The organism is Reichenbachiella ulvae (assembly GCF_025833875.1).
GTDB lineage: Bacteria > Bacteroidota > Bacteroidia > Cytophagales > Cyclobacteriaceae > Reichenbachiella > Reichenbachiella ulvae.
Genome location: NZ_JAOYOD010000001.1, coordinates 5,010,236 through 5,030,069 on the forward strand (window position 1 = coordinate 5,010,236; position 19,834 = coordinate 5,030,069).

At 42.6% G+C, this 19,834-nt stretch carries 21 protein-coding genes, 1 pseudogene and 1 riboswitch; of the genes and pseudogenes, 17 read left to right on the forward strand and 5 right to left on the reverse strand.

The features are described 5' to 3' along the window. The first annotated feature begins 51 nt into the window (after positions 1-51). The 3 genes and pseudogenes from N7U62_RS20640 to N7U62_RS23305 all read left to right on the forward strand — a co-directional run bounded on the left by N7U62_RS20640 (position 52) and on the right by N7U62_RS23305 (position 3,590). Positions 52-765: an ABC transporter ATP-binding protein gene (locus N7U62_RS20640; protein WP_264140008.1), complete on the forward strand. Its 714-nt coding sequence runs from the start codon at positions 52-54 to the stop codon at positions 763-765. A gap of 113 nt (positions 766-878) precedes the next feature. Next, positions 879-2,240, forward strand: a complete 1,362-nt coding sequence (locus tag N7U62_RS20645; protein WP_264140009.1) for a TolC family protein — start codon at positions 879-881, stop codon at positions 2,238-2,240. Positions 2,241-2,496: 256 nt separating this feature from the next. After that, positions 2,497-3,590: pseudogene (locus tag N7U62_RS23305) on the forward strand (ISAs1 family transposase). A 91-nt stretch (positions 3,591-3,681) separates the two neighbouring features. Here the strand turns inward: N7U62_RS23305 and N7U62_RS20660 are convergent. The 3 genes from N7U62_RS20660 to N7U62_RS20670 all read right to left on the reverse strand — a co-directional run bounded on the left by N7U62_RS20660 (position 3,682) and on the right by N7U62_RS20670 (position 7,248). After that, entirely contained in the window at positions 3,682-4,845 is a 1,164-nt protein-coding gene (locus N7U62_RS20660; protein WP_264140011.1) for a homoserine dehydrogenase, read from the reverse strand. 76 nt (positions 4,846-4,921) lie between these two features. Further along, positions 4,922-6,088 (reverse strand): trans-sulfuration enzyme family protein, encoded by a 1,167-nt coding sequence (locus tag N7U62_RS20665; RefSeq protein ID WP_264140013.1) that lies wholly within the window; start codon positions 6,086-6,088, stop codon positions 4,922-4,924. Positions 6,089-6,213: 125 nt separating this feature from the next. Beyond that, a riboswitch (SAM riboswitch) is annotated at positions 6,214-6,321 on the reverse strand. 111 nt (positions 6,322-6,432) lie between these two features. Then, complete coding sequence (locus tag N7U62_RS20670) at positions 6,433-7,248, reverse strand: VOC family protein (protein ID WP_264140014.1); 816 nt, start codon at positions 7,246-7,248, stop codon at positions 6,433-6,435. Positions 7,249-7,405: 157 nt separating this feature from the next. On the opposite strand from N7U62_RS20670, the gene sufB reads away from it, so the two are divergent. From sufB to N7U62_RS20725, 11 genes are all read left to right on the forward strand, one after another. Beyond that, positions 7,406-8,851, forward strand: coding sequence for a Fe-S cluster assembly protein SufB (sufB, locus tag N7U62_RS20675; RefSeq protein ID WP_264140015.1), 1,446 nt, complete (start codon positions 7,406-7,408; stop codon positions 8,849-8,851). A 33-nt stretch (positions 8,852-8,884) separates the two neighbouring features. Beyond that, positions 8,885-9,286 carry a four helix bundle protein gene (locus N7U62_RS20680; protein WP_264140016.1) on the forward strand — a complete coding sequence of 134 codons (402 nt, stop codon included), beginning with the start codon at positions 8,885-8,887 and terminating at the stop codon, positions 9,284-9,286. 39 nt (positions 9,287-9,325) lie between these two features. Next, positions 9,326-10,087 carry a Fe-S cluster assembly ATPase SufC gene (sufC, locus tag N7U62_RS20685; RefSeq protein WP_264140017.1) on the forward strand — a complete coding sequence of 254 codons (762 nt, stop codon included), beginning with the start codon at positions 9,326-9,328 and terminating at the stop codon, positions 10,085-10,087. Positions 10,088-10,089: 2 nt separating this feature from the next. After that, entirely contained in the window at positions 10,090-11,382 is a 1,293-nt protein-coding gene (sufD, locus tag N7U62_RS20690; RefSeq protein ID WP_264140018.1) for a Fe-S cluster assembly protein SufD, read from the forward strand. A 6-nt stretch (positions 11,383-11,388) separates the two neighbouring features. Next, positions 11,389-12,618 carry a SufS family cysteine desulfurase gene (locus tag N7U62_RS20695; protein WP_318840733.1) on the forward strand — a complete coding sequence of 410 codons (1,230 nt, stop codon included), beginning with the start codon at positions 11,389-11,391 and terminating at the stop codon, positions 12,616-12,618. A gap of 1 nt (position 12,619) precedes the next feature. After that, on the forward strand, positions 12,620-13,051 hold the full coding sequence (locus tag N7U62_RS20700) for a SufE family protein (protein WP_264140020.1): 432 nt from the start codon (positions 12,620-12,622) through the stop codon (positions 13,049-13,051). Position 13,052: 1 nt separating this feature from the next. Next, the gene (locus tag N7U62_RS20705; RefSeq protein WP_264140022.1) at positions 13,053-13,361 is read left to right on the forward strand and encodes an iron-sulfur cluster assembly protein; all 309 of its coding nucleotides are present in this window, start codon (positions 13,053-13,055) and stop codon (positions 13,359-13,361) included. Positions 13,362-13,458: 97 nt separating this feature from the next. Beyond that, positions 13,459-13,875, forward strand: coding sequence for a BrxA/BrxB family bacilliredoxin (locus tag N7U62_RS20710; protein WP_264140023.1), 417 nt, complete (start codon positions 13,459-13,461; stop codon positions 13,873-13,875). Positions 13,876-13,997: 122 nt separating this feature from the next. Then, entirely contained in the window at positions 13,998-14,558 is a 561-nt protein-coding gene (locus N7U62_RS20715; protein ID WP_264140025.1) for a thioredoxin family protein, read from the forward strand. A gap of 72 nt (positions 14,559-14,630) precedes the next feature. Then, positions 14,631-15,449 (forward strand): 3-methyl-2-oxobutanoate hydroxymethyltransferase, encoded by an 819-nt coding sequence (gene panB / locus N7U62_RS20720; protein ID WP_264140026.1) that lies wholly within the window; start codon positions 14,631-14,633, stop codon positions 15,447-15,449. Between the two features lie 60 nt (positions 15,450-15,509). Beyond that, positions 15,510-15,800 (forward strand): hypothetical protein, encoded by a 291-nt coding sequence (locus N7U62_RS20725; RefSeq protein ID WP_264140027.1) that lies wholly within the window; start codon positions 15,510-15,512, stop codon positions 15,798-15,800. Here the strand turns inward: N7U62_RS20725 and N7U62_RS20730 are convergent. After that, on the reverse strand, positions 15,794-16,984 hold the full coding sequence (locus N7U62_RS20730) for a lipoprotein N-acyltransferase Lnb domain-containing protein (RefSeq protein WP_444875408.1): 1,191 nt from the start codon (positions 16,982-16,984) through the stop codon (positions 15,794-15,796). The two genes, N7U62_RS20725 and N7U62_RS20730, sit on opposite strands and share 7 nt — an antisense overlap. A gap of 89 nt (positions 16,985-17,073) precedes the next feature. On the opposite strand from N7U62_RS20730, the gene N7U62_RS20735 reads away from it, so the two are divergent. Together N7U62_RS20735 and N7U62_RS20740 are read left to right on the forward strand one after the other, a co-directional pair. Continuing rightward, positions 17,074-18,102 (forward strand): SPASM domain-containing protein, encoded by a 1,029-nt coding sequence (locus tag N7U62_RS20735; protein WP_264140029.1) that lies wholly within the window; start codon positions 17,074-17,076, stop codon positions 18,100-18,102. Next, positions 18,095-18,634 carry a 2'-5' RNA ligase family protein gene (locus tag N7U62_RS20740; RefSeq protein ID WP_264140031.1) on the forward strand — a complete coding sequence of 180 codons (540 nt, stop codon included), beginning with the start codon at positions 18,095-18,097 and terminating at the stop codon, positions 18,632-18,634. Before N7U62_RS20735 ends, N7U62_RS20740 begins: the two co-directional genes overlap by 8 nt. On the opposite strand, the gene N7U62_RS20745 is transcribed toward N7U62_RS20740, so the two are convergent. Further along, positions 18,635-19,081 carry a DUF6702 family protein gene (locus tag N7U62_RS20745; protein WP_264140032.1) on the reverse strand — a complete coding sequence of 149 codons (447 nt, stop codon included), beginning with the start codon at positions 19,079-19,081 and terminating at the stop codon, positions 18,635-18,637. Positions 19,082-19,235: 154 nt separating this feature from the next. Here N7U62_RS20745 and N7U62_RS20750 point away from each other — a divergent pair, with 154 nt between their 5' ends. Continuing rightward, entirely contained in the window at positions 19,236-19,820 is a 585-nt protein-coding gene (locus N7U62_RS20750) for a HupE/UreJ family protein (RefSeq protein ID WP_264140033.1), read from the forward strand. The last annotated feature ends 14 nt before the right edge of the window (positions 19,821-19,834 follow it).

Consider the following 19,834-nt stretch of genomic DNA (forward strand, 5'->3'; position numbering starts at 1 on the left):
ATCTCTTAATCGATAGAAGAAAAAAAGAACTCAAAATCAAATCATATAACAATGGAAAATCCTACTACACTACTCAAAACGAACGACTTAAAGAAAATCTACTTTACGGACGAAATCGAAACTACTGCACTGGCAGGCGTGAACCTTGAGGTCAAAGACGGGGAGTTCGTGGCGATCATGGGACCATCAGGATGTGGCAAGTCTACTTTGCTGAATATTCTGGGGTTATTAGACAATCCTTCTGAAGGGGAGTTCTTCTTCAAGGATCAGGAAATTTCCGGCTTCAACGAAAGAAAAAGAGCCGACCTAAGAAAAGAAAACATTGGTTTTGTATTCCAGAGTTTTAACCTAATCGATGAATTGACAGTATTCGAAAACATCGAATTGCCATTGATCTACTTGAAGTACTCTGCTGCTGAGCGAAAGAAAAGAGTGGAGGAGGTAATGGAGCAAATGAAGATCATGCACCGCCGCAATCACTTTCCACAGCAGTTGTCAGGTGGACAGCAGCAGCGCGTGGCGATCTCTCGAGCAGTAGTAGCCAAGCCTAACATGATTTTGGCCGATGAGCCTACGGGTAACCTGGATTCAGCCAATGGTCAGGAAGTGATGTTGCTTTTGAACGAGCTGAATGAAAAAGGAACCACAGTAATCATGGTAACGCACTCACCGATCGATGCAGAATATGCACACCGTGTGATTCATCTCTTTGATGGTCAGATTGTATCTGAAAACATCAATAGCAAGGACAAAGTACTGGTGTAAAACCAGCCCCAAGGTCAAGTAAAAATTAGTTTAGTGATAAGTAGAATCCTCAGGATGCCCGTTCGTGATACGCGGGCATCCCTGTTGGACTGGAACACTTTTGCCCAAGAAAAATGAAAAGTATATTAGTAGTAATCATGTTGTTGATGGGGTATTGGCTTTGTGCGCAGCCCGTAGATTCTCTGAATCGTGAGGTGAGAGTCTTGACGCTGGACGAGTGCATGCAGGTAGCTATGGACAACAACATTCAGCTGAAACGTGTGCAGAACGATGCTCGCATCGCAGATGCCAACTACTTTCAGAGCCTGATGGAGTTTTTGCCATCAGTAGGAGTGAGCATGAACTATGATCTGTACAATGGTACTTTCTTTGATAATACAGCCGCCAGGCAAGTGACCGAAGTGACCAACTCCTCCAGTCCCAGACTGGATGCTTCTTGGACGATATTCAATGGTTTCAGTACCCACTACAACCGCCAATCGGCCCTGAATCAAAAGGAAGCTTCGACCTATGCCGTGGAGGAGCAAAAGCAAAGCGTAGAGTCCAATGTGCTGGCAGCCTACCTCAGCGTGGTATTGGACAAAGAGAACATCAAAATCTCTGAAGGAAGAATTGCCCTGCTCGAATCGCAGCTCTTGAGAGAGAAGAAAAGAAATGAAATTGGGGTGGGCAATCTGGAGGAGGTTTACAACTTTCAGTCCCAACTGGCCAATGAAAACCTAACCCTGGTCAACCGAAAAAACGCCCTGATGACCGATATGCTCCGACTCTTGCAGACCTTGCAGTTGGAGGTGTCTCGTGACTATGACGTGGCTCCCTATGATTTTGATTTGGATCCTGATTTGGTAGAGATCGAGCGTTTCGACGAAGTGCTAGAGTCGTCGATAGCCTACTCCCCCGGAATCAAAAGAGCCATGAGTAATGCCGAATCGGCTAGCTATCAGTTCAAGAGTGCACGAGCTCAACACCTCCCGACTGTTTCACTTTTTGCTCGCATAGGATCTTCCTATTCGTCTAATGGTGCCAGAAATCCTAAAAATGGTGTGAACGATGCGAATGCGACATTTGGTGAGCAGATGGACTGGAACCGCTACGATTATGTGAATCTGTCGGTGTCTCTTCCAATCTTTTACAACTGGCGTCTGCGCAACGCCACACAAGTCGCGAAGATCAACAGAGAAAATGCTTCATTGGATTTGAAACAGACAGAACTGGACATGACCAATACCATTCAGCAGGTGTATTTGGATTTGGTGTCAGCACAAGAAACATACAAGGCAGCTGAGGAAAACTTGATGGCCCTCAACCAATCATTCGAATATGTGGCCACCCGTTACGAAAATGGTAATACCGATTTCTACACCTATCTGGAGAGCCTAAACAATAAAAATCGCGCAGAGATCGAACTGGTCAATGCCAAATATAGAATCGTCTTTAGAAAGAAAATCCTCGATGTTTACAGAGGTCAACTATAAGGCTCATTAAAGAACTCGATAATTGAACATTCGTCATTCTCCTTGCTTGACCCCAAGGGAATGACGATTTTCTTTTTTTACATGAAGGTCAAAAATGGATTCAATCCTTTTTGATTCTTAGAACTGTCTATATTCTCGGCTCTAAAAATCTTGACTCTAGAATGCCGGATTCAGCATTGGTTTTCAATCTGCCATAATCCCCTCCTCGGAGCAGGGCTGTTGCATTCTAAAAAATGGATTAACTTGAAAATTAAAAATGGCATCAGAAAGTATCATTTGGTATTTAGGAAAAGTGAAGGATCACAGGCGTGGTGCGGGTCAGCGACATTCTCTGGAATTGGTACTGGTCATCGTGCTGATGTCGGTAATGAGCGGCTACTATGGTTATCGTGCTATTGGAGATTTTATAGAAAGAAATAGAGAGAACTTATTGTCTACTTTTCAGCCCAAACAAGACAGATTACCGACTTTTTATACTATTCGAAGAGTGTTGATGGGATTGGATTTTGATTCCTTTTCTCATCAATTCTATCAGTGGAGTAAAGCCTATGTTTCGATAGAGTCTGGAGAGTGGCTTAGTGTAGATGGCAAGGCCATCGGTGGTACAATGAGTGATTATTCAAAGTCGTATCAGAATTTCATCAATCTAGTGACCGTATTCGTTTCCAGACAGAAAATGGTATTAGCCAATGGAGAAGTCATTAACTCAAAAGAGAGTGAAATACCTGTAGTTCGTCAATTAATAGAGATGCTGGATCTCAAAGATGTGGTCTTTACTATGGATGCTCTTCATTGTCAAAAAAAACGGTAGAAGTGATTATAGCTAGTGGAAATAATTATGTAATTGGAGTGAAGAAAAATCAAAAGACACTCTACCAGAGCATCGAAAAGTGTGCCCAAGAAAAGCCTATAGGTTATTATTCTCAGCTAGAGAGAAACAAAGGAAGAATAGAAAATAGAGATGTAACAGTGTTCAATTTGCCAGAGGAAATAAAAAAACAATGGACTGGTGCACAACACGGCATCAAAATTAGAAGAGAAGTAAAAGTCAATGGACGCTACAGGGAAGAAAACGCGTATTATTTAAGCAGCATAAAGAATGGAAGTGCATTATTATACAACTATGGGATAAGGAATCATTGGCACATTGAAAACAGTCTACACTGGACCAAAGATGTAACGATGAAAGAAGATGCCTCTAAAATCAGATTAGGCAACGCTCCATCAATTATATCCACGCTTAAAAATGGTGCAATGAATATATTTAGAAAACAAGGCATGAATCAAATAGCAAAGGCCACCAGACTGGTAGCCAATGATATTGAGACTCTAAACAAACTAATCAATTAGAATGCAACAGCCCTGCTCCTCGGAGGGGCGCAGGGGTGGGTTTTCTTGAAAAAACAAGAAGTCCTATGTCTAAAATCTAACAATCTAAAATCTACCCCAAAGCAATCACATTCAAATCTGGAATTTCCAGCCATTTGGCATCTTTCATTTTCTGTCTGGATACATAGCCGATCCAGTAGTTCCCGTCTGGGCCTGAGTATTTTTCAACCACTTCGATAAAATCTGATTCGTTCGGGTGCTGGTCTTTGAATCGCACATAGACTTTCATCTCAAAGTCCTCGTGTAGCGCGAAGTTATTGGTACGGGAGGCCTTTTTGTACTCGTATCGGTAGCCATAGCCTAGCGCTGAGATATCTGACAGTACAGCCGAACCGGTAGGTTTGTCTCCGGCTCCTTTGCCATAAAGGAATTGACTTTCGGAGAAGGCACTTTCCAGAATTACGGCATTGTATTCGTTTTTAGTTTGAGCCAGGATGGACGATTGATGCACGAAGGTAGGCAGTACCGTCGCATCGATAAAGTCACCTACTTTTTTGCCTCGGGCGATCAATTTGATTTCGTAGTTGTTCTTTTGAGCGAACTCAATATCGAAAGTGTTGATCTTGGTGATGCCCAATGTGAAGAGCTCATCAGGATTGGTGATGAGACCAAATGCGTGATAAAGCAGGATGCACAATTTGTACCGTGCATCGATCCCTTCCACATCCAGCGTAGGGTCACTCTCCGCAAAACCTAAATCTTGGGCCTCCTTGAGTACATTTTCATAAGAAGCACTTTCGTTGATCATTTTAGTCAGGATGAAGTTGGTCGATCCGTTGAAGATGCCTTCCAGAGAGGTCATCAGGTCATTGTCATAATATTCTTCCAGGTTGCGAATGATAGGAATACTCGCGCAGCATGACCCTTCGTACAGCAAGGAGACTTTGTTTTTTCTCTGCAGTTCTAAGAGCTCTTCCAGATGCTCGGCAATCATTTTTTTATTAGCCGAGACCACATGCTTGCCACGGTTCATGGCTTCTTTTACAATCTCGAAGGCTGCCTCTGCGTCATCGATCAGCTCTACGATCACATCGATTTTGTCATTGTGTAGCAGTTCGTTTTTGTCGTCGGTAAACAAGGCCTTGTCCAGGCTTCTGGGCTTTGTGATGTCTTTGATACAAAATTTTTCGATCTCTGCCTGGATCGAATTCGATTGCTGCAGGACGTGATACAAACCTTGTCCCACTACTCCAAAACCAAAAATTCCTAGTTTCATATTTCTATATTCTTATGTGAAAAAAGCTGACAGGATTCTCGCCTAATTGTAGAGAATCCTGTCAGCTTTAAATGCTTTATTGAACCAATTCAGGTTCTACTTTTATTTTCTTAATTGCTTCGTCCAGGTCATTGATCAAATCCTCTGGCGCTTCCAGTCCGATAGACAGTCGCACCAGCGAATCGCTGATTCCAGCCTTCTGTCTGGTTTCTGCAGGCGTGCCTTTGTGCGTCATGCTAGCAGGATGACAGCAGAGGCTCTTTACACCCCCCAGACTTTCGGCCAATTTGAACAGTTTTGTGTTGCAGACGAAGGTTTCCGCTATTTCTTTTGAATCTTCTTTAAAAGAAAAAGAGATCACTGCACCATATTGCTTTTGTTGCTTTCCAGCCAATTCGTGGTTAGGATGGAAAAATAGGCCTGGATAGTTGACCTGATCCACTGCATCCAAAGATACCAGATGTCTGGCCACCTCTAGAGCGGTGCGGCATTGCTTTTCGATTCTGAGTTCCAGCGTCTGGATTCCTCTCAGTGTCAACCAGCTGTCCCATGGTCCCAAAATACTACCAGTAGCATTCTGAATGAATTTGATTTCATCTGCCAGTTCTTGTGTTTTGACCGCTATCAGTCCTGCGATCACATCCGAATGCCCCGCCAGATACTTCGTGCCACTGTGCAGCACGATATCTGCTCCCAGGTCCAGGGGCTTTTGCAAGGCCGGGGAGGCAAAAGTATTGTCCACCACCAGCAGACAGCCATGTACCTTGGCTATTTCGGCAATGGCTTGAATATCGCTGATCTTGAGTGTCGGGTTGGTAGGTGTTTCGAGCCAAATGATTTTTGTTTTGCGTCGAATGGCCTGATGAACCGCATCCAGATCCGAAGTGTCTACATAGCGGGCTGTGATGCCAAATTTCTTGTAGAGTTTTTCAAACGAACGAAATGTGCCGCCATAGATGTCATCTACTGCCAGGATCTCATCTCCCGATTGGCATAGCTTGATCACCGCATCCACTGCAGCCAGTCCACTGGCAAAGGCAAATCCAGCTATCCCATTTTCTAACTGCGCTATACAGTCTTCTAGCGCTTTTCGCGTGGGGTTATTGGATCGGCTATAGTCAAAGCCTTTGTTGACACCCGGCGCTTCCTGCTGGAAGGTCGATGTTTGATAGATCGGCACGGATAGCGCACCAGTCAATGGATCCGTTGGGATACTGTGGAGAATGTTTGTTGTCTCTTGCATGTCTTTAATGTTTAAAAGTTACAAGGAGACTTTTCAAGGATTTTGTGTCTGGCGGGAAATAAAAAATCCCTTCCAGACAAGCCAGAAGGGATGATATATTTTGATCTAAAAGATGTCATTCCTCTCGCTTATCTTTCCCGACCTTTGTCGAGACTGGAATTAGCACCTTCACCGTCTTGCGGGGGTTGCTAAGGTTTCACAGGGCCAAGTCCCTCCACCTTTCTTGATAAGTCATCCATTAAAAATAGAACTGCTGCAAAGGTATATCAGAGTTTTTTTAGGAAGCAAGAAAGAATCAAGATTTTTAGAATCAAGAAGTCTTGAGTCTTGGTTCTAGCATCTAATTATCTCATATAAACAATTTTATTCCCGTTATTGTCAAGCTCAAACGCCTTGTTTTTCGCCACTCCGATCTTGAAGGTGAGTTCCTCGATCATGGCCAGGTCTCTGTCTACAGGCATAAATTCGGTGGTCTCCATCGATTCGTATGGGAGATGAATCAGTTCCAGCGTGATGTCATCTTTTTTAAGGAAGTTTTGATAATGAATGTTGCTATCGTCCACAACTTCGATTTCTTCAAAGCCCAGGTGACTGGTATACCATTTCAAGGTGTTGATGTAGTCTGAGGACTGGATAGTGAAAAAACTGGGGGTAACGGTGTATTTGGTGTTATTGTCCGGAACATCGAAAAATTGAATCAGATTGCCGTCTGGATCTTCTGCTATGAAAGTGTTCAGGCTCAGGTTTTTATCTTTGTAAGTGTCTTTTGCTAACTTTTGTTCATATCTCTCGAGATAAAGATGCAAGCTGTCAAACTGGTTGATGTCAAACCCTATTTTGGTAATCCCATTGATGTATTTCTTTCCTTCTTTGAAGCGAATTTGTGACTTCAGCAAAGTGGCATTTCCCTGAGTTAATATCAGTTGAAAGTCATTGTTACGCATTTTTACATGCTTGTTAGGGCGGTATTCTTCTATTTTAAACTGGAGGAATTTTCGATACCATGCGGCAGAGGTTTTGAGGTCACGAACGATCAAAGTAGCTCGTGTGAACCTGAGCTCATTTAGGTCTGTTTGAGAAAAGGCGGGCTGAGATTGAAACATCAGGGCCGCTAAGCCGATTAATACTAGTACGTGAATGTGCGTTTTGATCTGATTCATATGAGTATTGAAATGCGCCAATCAAAGCTAAATGTTTTGTTGTCATAAATGTAGTTTATCAGCCAGTAGAAAAAAATTATAGGCTCAAAACTGACATCCTATGATAATCGTAGTAGTTTTGCACTTATTTAAAGTAATTCCAAATAATTCGTAGCGAATGAGCAATGACGATCAAATATTAGAGGAATTCACCTCAAAAGAATATGAACATGGCTGGTCTGTAGACCTGGAAGCTGATGAAGCTCCTGCGGGTCTAAGCGAGGATATTGTTCGGTTTATTTCAAAAAAGAAAGAGGAACCTGAATGGCTGCTGGAGTGGAGGCTGAGTGCTTTCGCTAAGTGGAAGAACATGAAGGAGCCTGATTGGTCTAATGTGAAATACCCGAAGATAGACTATCAAGCCATCAAATATTACTCTGCGCCAAAGCAGAAAAAGAAGGTGAATAGCCTTGACGATGTAGATCCTGAGTTAATCGAAACTTTCGAGAAACTAGGGATATCTCTAAATGAACAAAAGCGTCTGACGGGTGTGGCTGTAGATGCTGTGATCGATTCAGTTTCTGTTGCTACGACCTTTAAAGAAACGCTCGGAGAATTAGGAATTATTTTCTGCTCTTTTAGTGAAGCAGTAAAAGACCACCCTGAACTGGTGAAAAAGCATTTGGGCTCAGTTGTGCCGGTATCGGACAACTACTTCTCTGCTTTGAATTCAGCGGTATTTTCAGATGGTTCATTTTGCTATATCCCGAAAGGAGTAAGGTGTCCAATGGAGCTTTCTACCTATTTCCGAATCAATGCAGCTAATACAGGTCAGTTCGAGAGAACCCTGATAGTGGCAGAAGAAGGATCATATGTAAGTTATCTTGAGGGATGTACGGCTCCACAAAGAGATGAAAATCAATTGCACGCGGCTGTAGTGGAGATCATTGCCAATCGTGATGCAGAAGTGAAATATTCAACCGTTCAGAACTGGTTCCCAGGTGATAAAAATGGTAAAGGAGGGATTTATAACTTCGTGACCAAGCGTGGGATCTGTGCTGGTGACAACTCTAAGATTTCGTGGACACAGGTAGAGACAGGTTCTGCAGTTACCTGGAAGTACCCATCATGTATACTGAAAGGAGATAATTCAGTAGGGGAGTTCTATTCTGTAGCGGTAACCAACAATTACCAGCAAGCGGATACAGGTACCAAAATGATTCACATCGGAAAGAATACCAAGTCAAGAATCGTATCCAAAGGTATTTCGGCTGGTAAATCTCAGAATTCATACAGAGGACAAGTACAGGTGATGAAGCGCGCCGAAAAAGCGAGAAACTTCTCACAGTGTGATTCCTTACTGATCGGTGATCAGTGTGGCGCACATACTTTTCCATATATAGATATTGAAAATTCGACGGCTCAGGTAGAGCACGAGGCGACCACTTCGAAAATCGGAGAGGATCAAATCTTCTACTGTACGCAGCGAGGAATCGACGAAGAAAATGCAGTAGCCTTGATCGTCAACGGATATGCCAAAGAAGTGCTGAATAAGCTCCCAATGGAGTTTGCTGTAGAGGCACAAAAGCTGTTGGCATTAACGCTTGAAGGGTCTGTGGGTTAAGTTGATTTGAAATTGGAAATTAGAGATTAGAAATTGGCGACCTTTTCAAAATTCGAAGATTTAGAAGTTTGGCAAAAGGCACGAGATTTTAATTCGAAATTATTTCCAATAGTAAAAAAGCTGAGAGAAGAATTAAAGGACTTTAGTCTATCTGATCAGATCAACCGTTCTGCAGGTTCTTGTATGGATAACATTGCTGAAGGGTTCGAAAGAGAAGGTAATAAGGAGTTTGTTCAATTCTTAGCTATTGCCAAAGCGTCCATTGGTGAAACACGATCCCAGCTTTATAGAGCATTTGATCGGAATTACATCAATGAAAATGAATTTGAGTCACTGAAAAGTGACGGTGAAATTTTAAGTAAAAACTTAGCTGGATTTATCAAGTACTTGAAGAGTTCAGATATAAAAGGGAATAAATTTAGAGGTAGAGGTTAGTGAATTTTTAATTTCCAATCTCAAATATCAAATAATATTATGCTAAGCATAAAAAACTTACAAGCAAAAGTAGAGGAGAAGGAAATCCTTAGAGGAATTAATTTGGAGGTGAAGCCGGGTGAGGTACATGCCATCATGGGACCGAATGGTTCTGGTAAGAGTACCCTCGCATCCGTTTTGGCAGGTCGTGAAGAATATGAAGTGACTGGAGGAGAAGTAGAGTATCTCGGACAAAATCTTCTGGATCTGGCGGCAGAAGAAAGAGCCAGAGAAGGCATCTTCTTGGCTTTCCAATATCCAGTTGAGATTCCTGGTGTGACTACTACTAACTTCATGAAGACTGCTCTGAACCAAATCAGAGAGCACAAAGGACTGGAGCCTTTGGATGCAGTGGCTTTCTTAAAGCAGATGAAGGAAAAAATGAAGCTTGTAGAGATTGACCAATCTTTGTTGAGTCGTTCGTTGAATGAAGGATTCTCAGGTGGAGAGAAGAAGAGAAACGAGATCTTCCAAATGGCGATGCTAGAGCCGAAACTAGCCCTACTGGATGAGACTGATTCAGGTTTGGATATCGATGCATTGAGAGTTGTGGCGAATGGGGTAAACACCTTGAAGAGCAAAGACAATGCAACCATCGTAGTGACTCACTATCAGCGTTTGTTGGATTATATCGTGCCTGATTTTGTACATGTATTGTACAAGGGTAGAATCGTGAAGTCTGGTGACAAGAATCTAGCACTGGAGCTGGAAGAAAGAGGATACGATTGGATCATCAAGGATTTGGAAGGAGCAGAAGCATAAACATGAGTAAAGAAAAAATATTTGGTCAGGAACTGGTAGATCAGGCTGAGCAGTATCTCTCTAATCTAAATGGGAATGCAATTGCCCACCTGAAAGAAAACAGAACCAATGCACTGGCTTATTTGAAGGAATATGGTTTTCCTGGACCTAAGGCAGAGGAGTATAAATTTACTCGTTTGACAAAGGCCATTTCGGGGAAATTTGATTTTGCCAAGCCGATACTGGATCAAGAGCTTCCTTTGGAGAAAATCCAAGACCTAAAGTCTAGACACAAAGGAGCTAACATTCTGTTTTTCATCAATGGGGTTTACAATACGGAGCATTCCGAGATTGTGTCCAAAGAAGATGAATTGAGAATAGATTCGTTGGCAGATAGAGCAGATGCAGATGAGTGGATTGCAGAAAACAGCGATCCGTTTCAGGCGCAAAACAATGTTTACGTCAATAGTGGGGTAGTCATCGAGGTGCCTAAGAATAAGAAAGTGGCACAGCCGGTGATTTGTTATTATATCTCGGTTGACAATGGTGCCAACTTTGGCTTTGTGAAGAATATCTATTTGGCAAACGAAAGTAGCCAGGCGGACTTTGTTCACTTTCACCTCTCTGCTGGCAAAGCAGCGACTTTTGTGAATGAGACTAAGAACTATTTGGTAAAGGCCAACGCTAAAGTAGGCTTGTACAAAGTACAGGAAGAGTCTAGCCAGTCGGTCTATGTAGGTAACACCAACGTGTATCAGGAAAAAGACAGCGTGTTTTCTTCCTACGTATTCACATTCGATGGTGAGATGGTTAGAAATAACCTAAACATCAAAGTGGATGGAGAAGGTTGTGAGAGCAACATGTACGGATTGTACCTGGCCAAAGGAAAGACACATATAGACAACCATACCTCTGTCGATCACATGCAGCCTAATACGAACAGTAATGAGTTGTATAAGGGTATCATTGATGATCAGGCACGTGGTGTGTTCAACGGAAAGATATTTGTACGACAAGCAGCACAGAAAACGAATGCATTTCAGTCTAATGGCAACATTTTGATGTCGGATACTGCAACTATTAATACCAAACCACAGTTGGAGATTTGGGCAGACGATGTGAAATGTTCGCACGGCTGTACAACTGGTCAGCTCGACGAAGAGGCGATCTTCTATCTAAGAGCAAGAGGTATTGATAAGGATAAAGCGAAATCTATGATTTTGCTAGCCAGTGCTGCGGAGGTAATTGAGCAGATGCATTTGGGTTGGTTGAAAATGGAAATCACTGACAAGGTGATGGAAAGATTACACGTTTAAGAATATATGGTAACGACAGATTTGAATATTGAAAAAATAAGAAAGGACTTTCCAATCCTGCATCAGGAAGTCAACGGGAAACCTTTGATTTATTTTGACAATGCGGCGACTTCTCAGAAGCCTCAATCTGTGATAGATGCATTGACGCATTACTACAATACGGACAATGCCAACATACATAGAGGGATTCATACGCTTGCAGAGCGATCAACTACTGCTTTCGAGAACACGAGAAAGGCTGTGGCAGAATTCCTAAATAGCAACGAAGTAGAAGAAATCATCTTTACCAAAGGAACCACCGAAGGGATTAACCTCGTGGCTGCTACCTATGGACGAAAATTCATAGGTGAGGGAGATGAAATCATCATATCAGGATTGGAGCACCACTCCAATATTGTTCCCTGGCAAATCCTATGTGAGGAAAAGGGATCAGTATTAAAGGTAATCCCTGTAAATGACAAGGGAGAGCTGATCATGGAGGAGTATGACAAGCTGCTTTCGGACAAGACCAAATTAGTATCGGTCAATTATATTTCGAATGCGCTCGGTACTATCAATCCGGTAAAAGAGATCATTGACAAAGCACATGGTGTAGGCGCGAAGGTGCTAATAGATGCAGCACAGGCTGCTCCTCATGCTACTTTGGATGTGCAGGGCCTGGATTGTGATTTCATGGCTTTTTCTGCTCATAAGGTTTATGGTCCTACTGGTGTGGGGGCTTTGTACGGTAAAAGAGCTTTGTTAGAAGCTATGCCGCCGTATCAAGGCGGAGGAGAGATGATCAAAGATGTGAGTTTCTCAGGTACGACATACAATGATATCCCGTACAAGTTTGAAGCAGGTACACCTAATATCGGTGAGGTGATTGCGCTAAAGGCAGCTTTGGATTATGTGTCAGAGTTAGGCTTGGAAAACATTGCAGCCTATGAGCATGAGTTGCTAGAGTATGCTACTGAGCTGTTGTCAGAGGTGGAAGGGTTTCAGGCTATAGGTACCGCAGATAATAAGGCAAGTGTGATTTCTTTTCTGATCGATGGGGTTCATCCTTTCGATCTGGGACAGATACTGGATGCCAAAGGAATTGCAGTACGTACGGGACACCACTGTGCTCAGCCGTTGATGGAGAGATTTGAGATTGAAGGAACTGTTAGAGCTTCTTTCTCTGTTTATAATACCAAAGAAGAAATTAAAACTTTTGTGGAGGCTTTAAAGTCTGCCATTAAAATGTTCAAGTAATATGGCGACTATTAGTTCGATTCAAGAGTCAATTATAGAAGATTTTGAAATGCTGGATGGCGACATGGAAATGACCATCGGTTATATCATGGAGCTAGGGAGTAAATTGCCTGACTTCCCTGAAGACCAGCGTACTGATGAAAATATTGTCAAGGGATGCCAGTCAAAAGTTTGGCTTCATGCGAAACTTGATGGCGATAAAGTCGTCTATGAAGCAGATAGCAACACGGCGATTACCAAAGGCTTGGTGAGTTTGTTGTTGACGATTTTGTCTGGGCAGACGCCGGACGATATTTTGAATGCCGATTTGTTCTTTAAGGAGCGCATCGGAATGAACCGTTTCATCGGGACTCAGCGATCCAATGGATTTGCTGCGATGATAAAGCAAATGCAGATATATGCATTGGCATTGAAAGCAAAAATCGAGGCTTAAGATGGAAGATAATTTAAGAGACAAAGTAGTAGAGGCGATCAAGCAGGTTTATGACCCTGAGATCCCTGTGGATGTATACGAGCTGGGTCTGATCTATGAGATCAGCATTCACCCAGTCAACTCTGTATATGTGTTGATGACACTTACTTCTCCTGCCTGTCCATCCGCTGAGCAGATTCCGGATGAGATTAAGCAGAAGATTCAGGGAATTGAGGGCATCGGTGATGTGAATGTAGAGGTGACTTTTGATCCTCCATACGAAACAGACATGATGTCTGAAGCTGCCAAGTTAGAATTAGGATTTATGTAATCATGGTCGACTAGTCGGCTAGTCCTCTCGTCAACTGGTCTATTAAGATCTGTCGAGAAGACCAGCAAACCAGCAGACCAGCAGACAAAATAAAATTATGTACCCAGAAGAATTAGTAGCCCCAATGCGTGAGGATTTGACCTCAGTTGGATTTGAAGAATTGAAAACTGCAGATGCAGTTACCAGTCACTTGACTGAGCATAAAGGAACAACACTATTAGTGATTAACTCTGTATGTGGATGTGCGGCAGGTGCTGCCAGACCAGGAGTGAAAATGGCTGTAGCCAATAGCGAGAAGAAGCCGAGTCATTTGGCAACTGTATTCGCTGGTGTAGATGCAGAGGCTGTACAGAAGGCAAGAGAGTTTACGCTACCTTACCCTCCATCATCTCCATCTATCGCGCTTTTCAAGGATGGTGAATTGGCGCACTTTGTAGAGAGACATCACATCGAAGGTCGTAGTGCTGAAATGATCGCTGATCATTTGGTAAACGTTTTCGATGAGTACTGTTAATCAATCGTGTTTTAAGAAATGAAAAAAGACATTGGAGCATAGCTCTGATGTCTTTTTTGTTAAACAAAGGAATAGTTTTAACCCTATTATTATTCCCCTAATAACTCTTAACTAAAATTCACATGGCAAGAACCGAATCCAATATGATGCCTTTGGGGACGCAAGCCCCGGCATTTTTGCTTCCAGATACTGTTTCATCCACTGACAAGACCTTTGTAGATATCAAGGGAAACAAAGGCACAGTCGTCATGTTCATTTGCAACCACTGTCCCTATGTGATTCACGTCCAGGACGAAATAGTGAAAATAGCGAATGAGTATGCTGAAAAAGGATTGGGGTTTGTAGCGATCAGTTCTAATGATGTAGAGAACTATCCGGATGATTCTCCAGAATTGATGAAAGAGCATGCTGATAAGTATGGTTTCAGTTTTCCGTATCTCTACGACGAATCACAGGAGATTGCCAAAGCCTATCAGGCAGCCTGTACGCCTGATTTTTATGTTTTTGATGGATCAGATGCGTGTGTATACCGAGGCAGAATGGATCCATCTACTCCGGGCAACAACCAACCTGTGACAGGAGAAGATTTGAGGAGAGCCTTAGATATGCTCGTAGATGGCTTGCCAATTGATCGAGGACAGTTCCCGAGTATGGGCTGCAATATCAAGTGGAAAGCGAATTAAGTCCTAAAAATTAAAGTTTAAAGCTTCAGTTTGATCTAAATTTGAAACTTAGACTTATAACATTATACCCCTATGTCTGTACACAATTCTGACATTAAACGTGTCACCACTCACCAACTGCAAGAGATGAAAAACCGTGGAGAGAAAATCTCCATGCTAACGGCCTACGACTACTCTATGGCCAAGATATTAGACATGGCAGGGGTGGATGTGTTACTTGTAGGGGATTCTGCCTCTAATGTGATGGCAGGTAATGAGACGACTCTCCCAATTACTTTAGATCAAATGATCTACCATGCCCAAAGTGTAGTAAGAGCGATTAAACGCGCTTTTGTGGTGGTGGATTTACCATTCGGTAGCTATCAGGGCAATTCTAGACAGGCTTTGGAGTCGGCCATTCGAATCATGAAAGAATCGGGTGCGCACAGTGTGAAGCTCGAAGGGGGAGCAGAGGTGAGAGAAGGTATCGAAAGAGTCCTGACGGCAGGTGTGCCAGTCATGGGGCATCTAGGGTTAACGCCACAGTCGATCTATAAGTTTGGTACCTATACCGTAAGAGCTAAAGAAGAAGAAGAAGCAGAGAAGTTGATCTCAGATGCTAAAATCCTGGAAGAGTGTGGCTGCTATGCCATCGTACTAGAGAAAATCCCAAGTCAACTGGCCAAACGTGTGGCTGAAGAAGTATCTATTCCAATCATCGGCATAGGAGCAGGACCGCATGTAGATGGTCAGGTTTTGGTCGTGCATGACATGCTTGGAATAACTCAGGAATTCCAGCCTAGATTTTTGAGACAATATGCCAATGTGGGTCAAGTGATGAAAGAAGCCGCAGAAGCCTACATCAAAGACGTAAAGGATCAGAATTTTCCAAGCGATAAGGAGAGCTACTAAGTCTCCCTATTTGTAAGGATGTGGGAAAATTTCTATCTTGATCTAAACAACATTAACTATATGGGAGGAGAAGGATTTGCTAGGTGGGCTGCAGGAACGAACAAGAACAATAGACAGTTATTACGAGGAGATGGTAATGCAACTTACAAGAACTTCGATAAATCTTATATAACCGATTATATCATTTCCAGGAAACCCCGTGTGTTTAAGGAGGCCACTCCTGAATACATGGCAGAGCTTCATCGGAAACTGCAATACAGAAGAAAAAGGGAAATCAGAAGAAAGATCAAAGCAGCGATAATCAGTGTCTCTATCGTGGGATTGCTTGGTTTTCTATTGTTCTTTTATTGATCTACGTTTTTCAACCAATATCCCAGATAAAAGCTTCGAATCATCAGTGCCAGTAACAATGGGATAAAGGCATCATTGAGCTGCTGAGGAAGAGCAGCACTCAACGAAATCTGTCCAATCAATACAATCGCATAGGTGATAAAATAGTATCGGAGAGCCTTGATTTTCTTTTTGCGTATCAATAGTATGAGCGCAATTAGATTCAGTGGGGTGCACCAAATCAGGTTATAGTTATGCTGCGACAAGTGGTCGGTTCCAAACCACAGGAATAGTAAGGAAATACTTAATACTCCTGTCACACCAAACAAGATCACATCGACAAATCGATAATTCATTTGGTATTTCATGCTGCGATGGATGAAGATCCCCACAACAAAAAACAGCAAAACAAAGACATGGAAAGGACGAATGGCACTGGCCATACTCGGTTGGTCTGCGGCTACATTGATGGTTTTCTTTTCTTTTACTAGCGGAATTTGCGTCGAATCGTTCCTTACAGTTGCACCATCTAGAGCGATTTTGAGGTATTCGGGCATGTACATATATGCCGGTCCATCCGCTCTTCTGTCGATCTCGGGTCCTAGACAAAAGTCGATCCCCACATCACCCCAGGGCTGCTCATGGAGGTAGCGATCCATCAGGTCTCTGTAACTCATGGAGTCTCTGGCGTAGTTGTAGTTGTATTTGATTTTATCTCCCAGTGTGGCGTTGATGACGTCACGGATTTTTGTAGCGCAGTTGTCGTAGCAATAGTTGTAGTAGTAGTCGGCATTTTCAGGCTTTGCGTTTTCAATCAGTCGATCGAAAATGGCCTGCTTTTGTTCTTGATTCAGATTGAGGCTTTGCTCTATGATCGTTCGGTTGATACTCATGTAGTATCTTCTGTAGCGTGAGTAAGGACCCGTACCTAGTTTGTATAGCAGTTTACCTCTGGCAAAGTTGAGATAGAAATTGGGCTGATCGAAATCAAAAATGCCGTAGTTGAAAACAATGTCTATGCGATTAGGCTCATCACGAACGCGGAGCGCACTGTGTCCAAAAGCCGAATACAGCTCTTCCTGTCCCGGGCTCATCGTCATCAGGATCACTTCTGATTTATCGCTAAGGGTTGGTGCTTGTGCTTGAAGTGTCGAAGCACAAAATAGGATTAAAACAAGAAATAATAGGGAGTGATAGCGCAACATGTAATTGAGTCTGTTTGGATGGTAAATTAACAGGACGCAATTTTTGAATCAAATTTTATATCAACTAAAATGCAGACTTAGCCCTAAGAATGTCACAAGTAAGAGATTATATTAATCTGCTGTCCAAGGTAGATTATCCCAAACTGCAAAATGCATGGCGAGTCTGGCGTAGTTATGAGAAGAGCCGTCGCACAACGGAGCCTGTTCAACCGGGCTTACCCTTGAGTATTGCTTTTGAGCCGACGACTTCCTGCAACTTGAGGTGTCCGGAGTGCCCGAGCGGTTTGCGTTCCTTTACCAGACCAACTGGGATGCTGGATAGAGGCTTTTTTGAGCAGTCGATCGAGCAGATGAAGGATCATCTGATTTACCTGGCGTTTTATTTTCAAGGCGAGCCTTTTCTGCACCCTGAGTTTCTGGATATGGTTTCTTTCGCCTCCAAAAAGCGCATTTATACTGCCACGAGTACCAATGCCCATTATTTGGATCGTGAAAACGCAGAGGCTACCGTTAGGTCAGGAATTGACCGATTGATCATCTCCATAGATGGTACTACACAGGAGACTTATCAAGACTATCGCATAGGAGGTAAGTTGGAAAAAGTGCTAGAGGGAACCCGAAACATGGTGAAAGAAAAGCACAGGTTGAGAAGCAGGACCCCTCATTTGATCTTTCAATTTTTGGTGGTGGGGCCCAATGAACATCAGATCGAAGAGGCCCGACGACTGGCCAGGGAAGTAGGGGTAGATGAAATTCAATTTAAAACTGCGCAAATCTATGATTTTGAAAATGGCTCTGATCTCATCCCAACGAACCAGAAATTTTCGAGATATAGACGCAAATCAGACGGGAAATTTGAGTTGAAAAATCCTTTATTGAATGAATGCTGGAAGATGTGGCAGAGCTGTGTGGTAACCTGGGATGGAAAAGTGGTGCCCTGTTGCTTTGACAAGGATGCGGCTCATGTGCTGGGTGATTTGAATCAACAAAGCATGAAAGAAATATGGACGAGTGATTCTTATCAAAATTTTCGTCGGGCTATACTCAAATCCCGATCCAATATCGATATTTGTCAAAACTGCAGCGAAGGTCTAAACATATCACTTGCCGATGGCTAAGAAGAATTTGTATTTTTTAGCGATAATCCCCGAGGAGGGCTTGCGAAAGGAGATTCACCAGATAAAATTATCAGCGGCAGAGCAGTATCATTCACAAGCTGCCCTCAAATCACCACCGCATATCACGCTTCATATGCCTTTTCAGTGGAGAGAAGATCGTGAACAGCAGTTGATTCAGGCGATCAGTCAATTCGAGTTTAAGGCTTTTCCGATAGCGGTTAGTTTAAAGAATTTCGATTTCTTTCCGCCAAGAGTGGTGTTTATTCATGTGGATGAGAACGAATCTCTACGTCTGCTTCAGAAACAATTGTCTGACCATGTGCGTCGTGAGTTGAATATCTTTAATGATACCTACAAGGATCTGGGCTTTCACCCCCACATTACCATTGCTTTTCGGGATTTGAAAAAATCTCTATTCCCCGAGGTGATGGAAGAATTTTCTCAGAGGGAGTTCGAGGCAGTAATGAATGTGAAGGGTTTCACACTTCTAAAAAACATCAATAAGAAGTGGGAGCGCTTGGCAGAGTTCTAATTATTTGAAATCCAGCTGGTCGGATGGTTGGCGAACGCTTAGTTTCAAGCTTTTTTTTCCAGCCTCCGTAGTGATGTGCACTAGATTAATCTGATCCGAAAACATTTCAAAAAGAACTAGATTTTCCACTCTTAGGGATTTCATCTTTTTGATTTTTGGCACCTCAATAAAGCACATCAGCACATCGCCTTCTACCTTTGAGCCCAGGTAACTGATCTCTTCTTCTTTGTCGTCTACATAGATTTTGAAGCGCTCAAGCATGTACTTTTCTATCAGTGGGTTGAGCTCAGTAAAGTCCTCTGTCGTTATGATGTTGTACTCTTTGTCCTTGTCAAAATTGATGAGGGCTTTTTCCATGTCATCGATGAATATTCTTTGACTGATTTCCAGTCGTTGGGCCTTAGTATCATGCTCCAAATCGATGACCGATACATGGAAATCGTGCATGAGCATACCGCTTATATAATTTATTAGCAACACAAATGAATAGAGCGTCATTGAAATGGCTTTTTGAATTATGTTTACAATAATAGCTTGGGCAAATGTAAGCAAACATCGGTCCAGCTGATGAAGGTATTTTACGAACGGTGATTGGAAAGAGATGACAGATTTTGAGCTGTATTTTGGGTTGGGGCGAGAGCATATCATGGATATTACGGCCTATGATCATATTTTATTTGTGATCGCACTATGTACGATCTATCAGGTGTCGGAGTGGAAAAAGGTCCTGATATTGGTTACGGCTTTCACTTTAGGGCACTCGTTGACCCTGGCCTTAGTGACTTTAGATGTGATCAGTGTCAATTCTTCAATTATCGAATTCCTGATTCCTGTGACGATTTTTATCACTGCGGTTGGAAATATTTTCAAGCGCAACACAGATTTTCATTCTAAAACCTCTCGAACGAATTATTTCTTCGCGTTGTTTTTTGGATTGATACATGGCATGGGATTTTCGAATTACCTGAAGGCATTGTTGGGAAAGGATAGCGAAATCATTGGCCAACTCTTTGCCTTTAATGTAGGATTGGAGTTTGGTCAGATATTGATTGTTTTGATATTCATGGGAGTTGCTGCCGTGCTCAATTTCTTTGTTCATGTGCAAAGACGCGATTGGATACTGGCAGTTTCTTCGGGAGTTGCAGCCATTGCCCTGACCTTGATGATAGAGACTAAATTTTGGTGATTAATTATAAATAA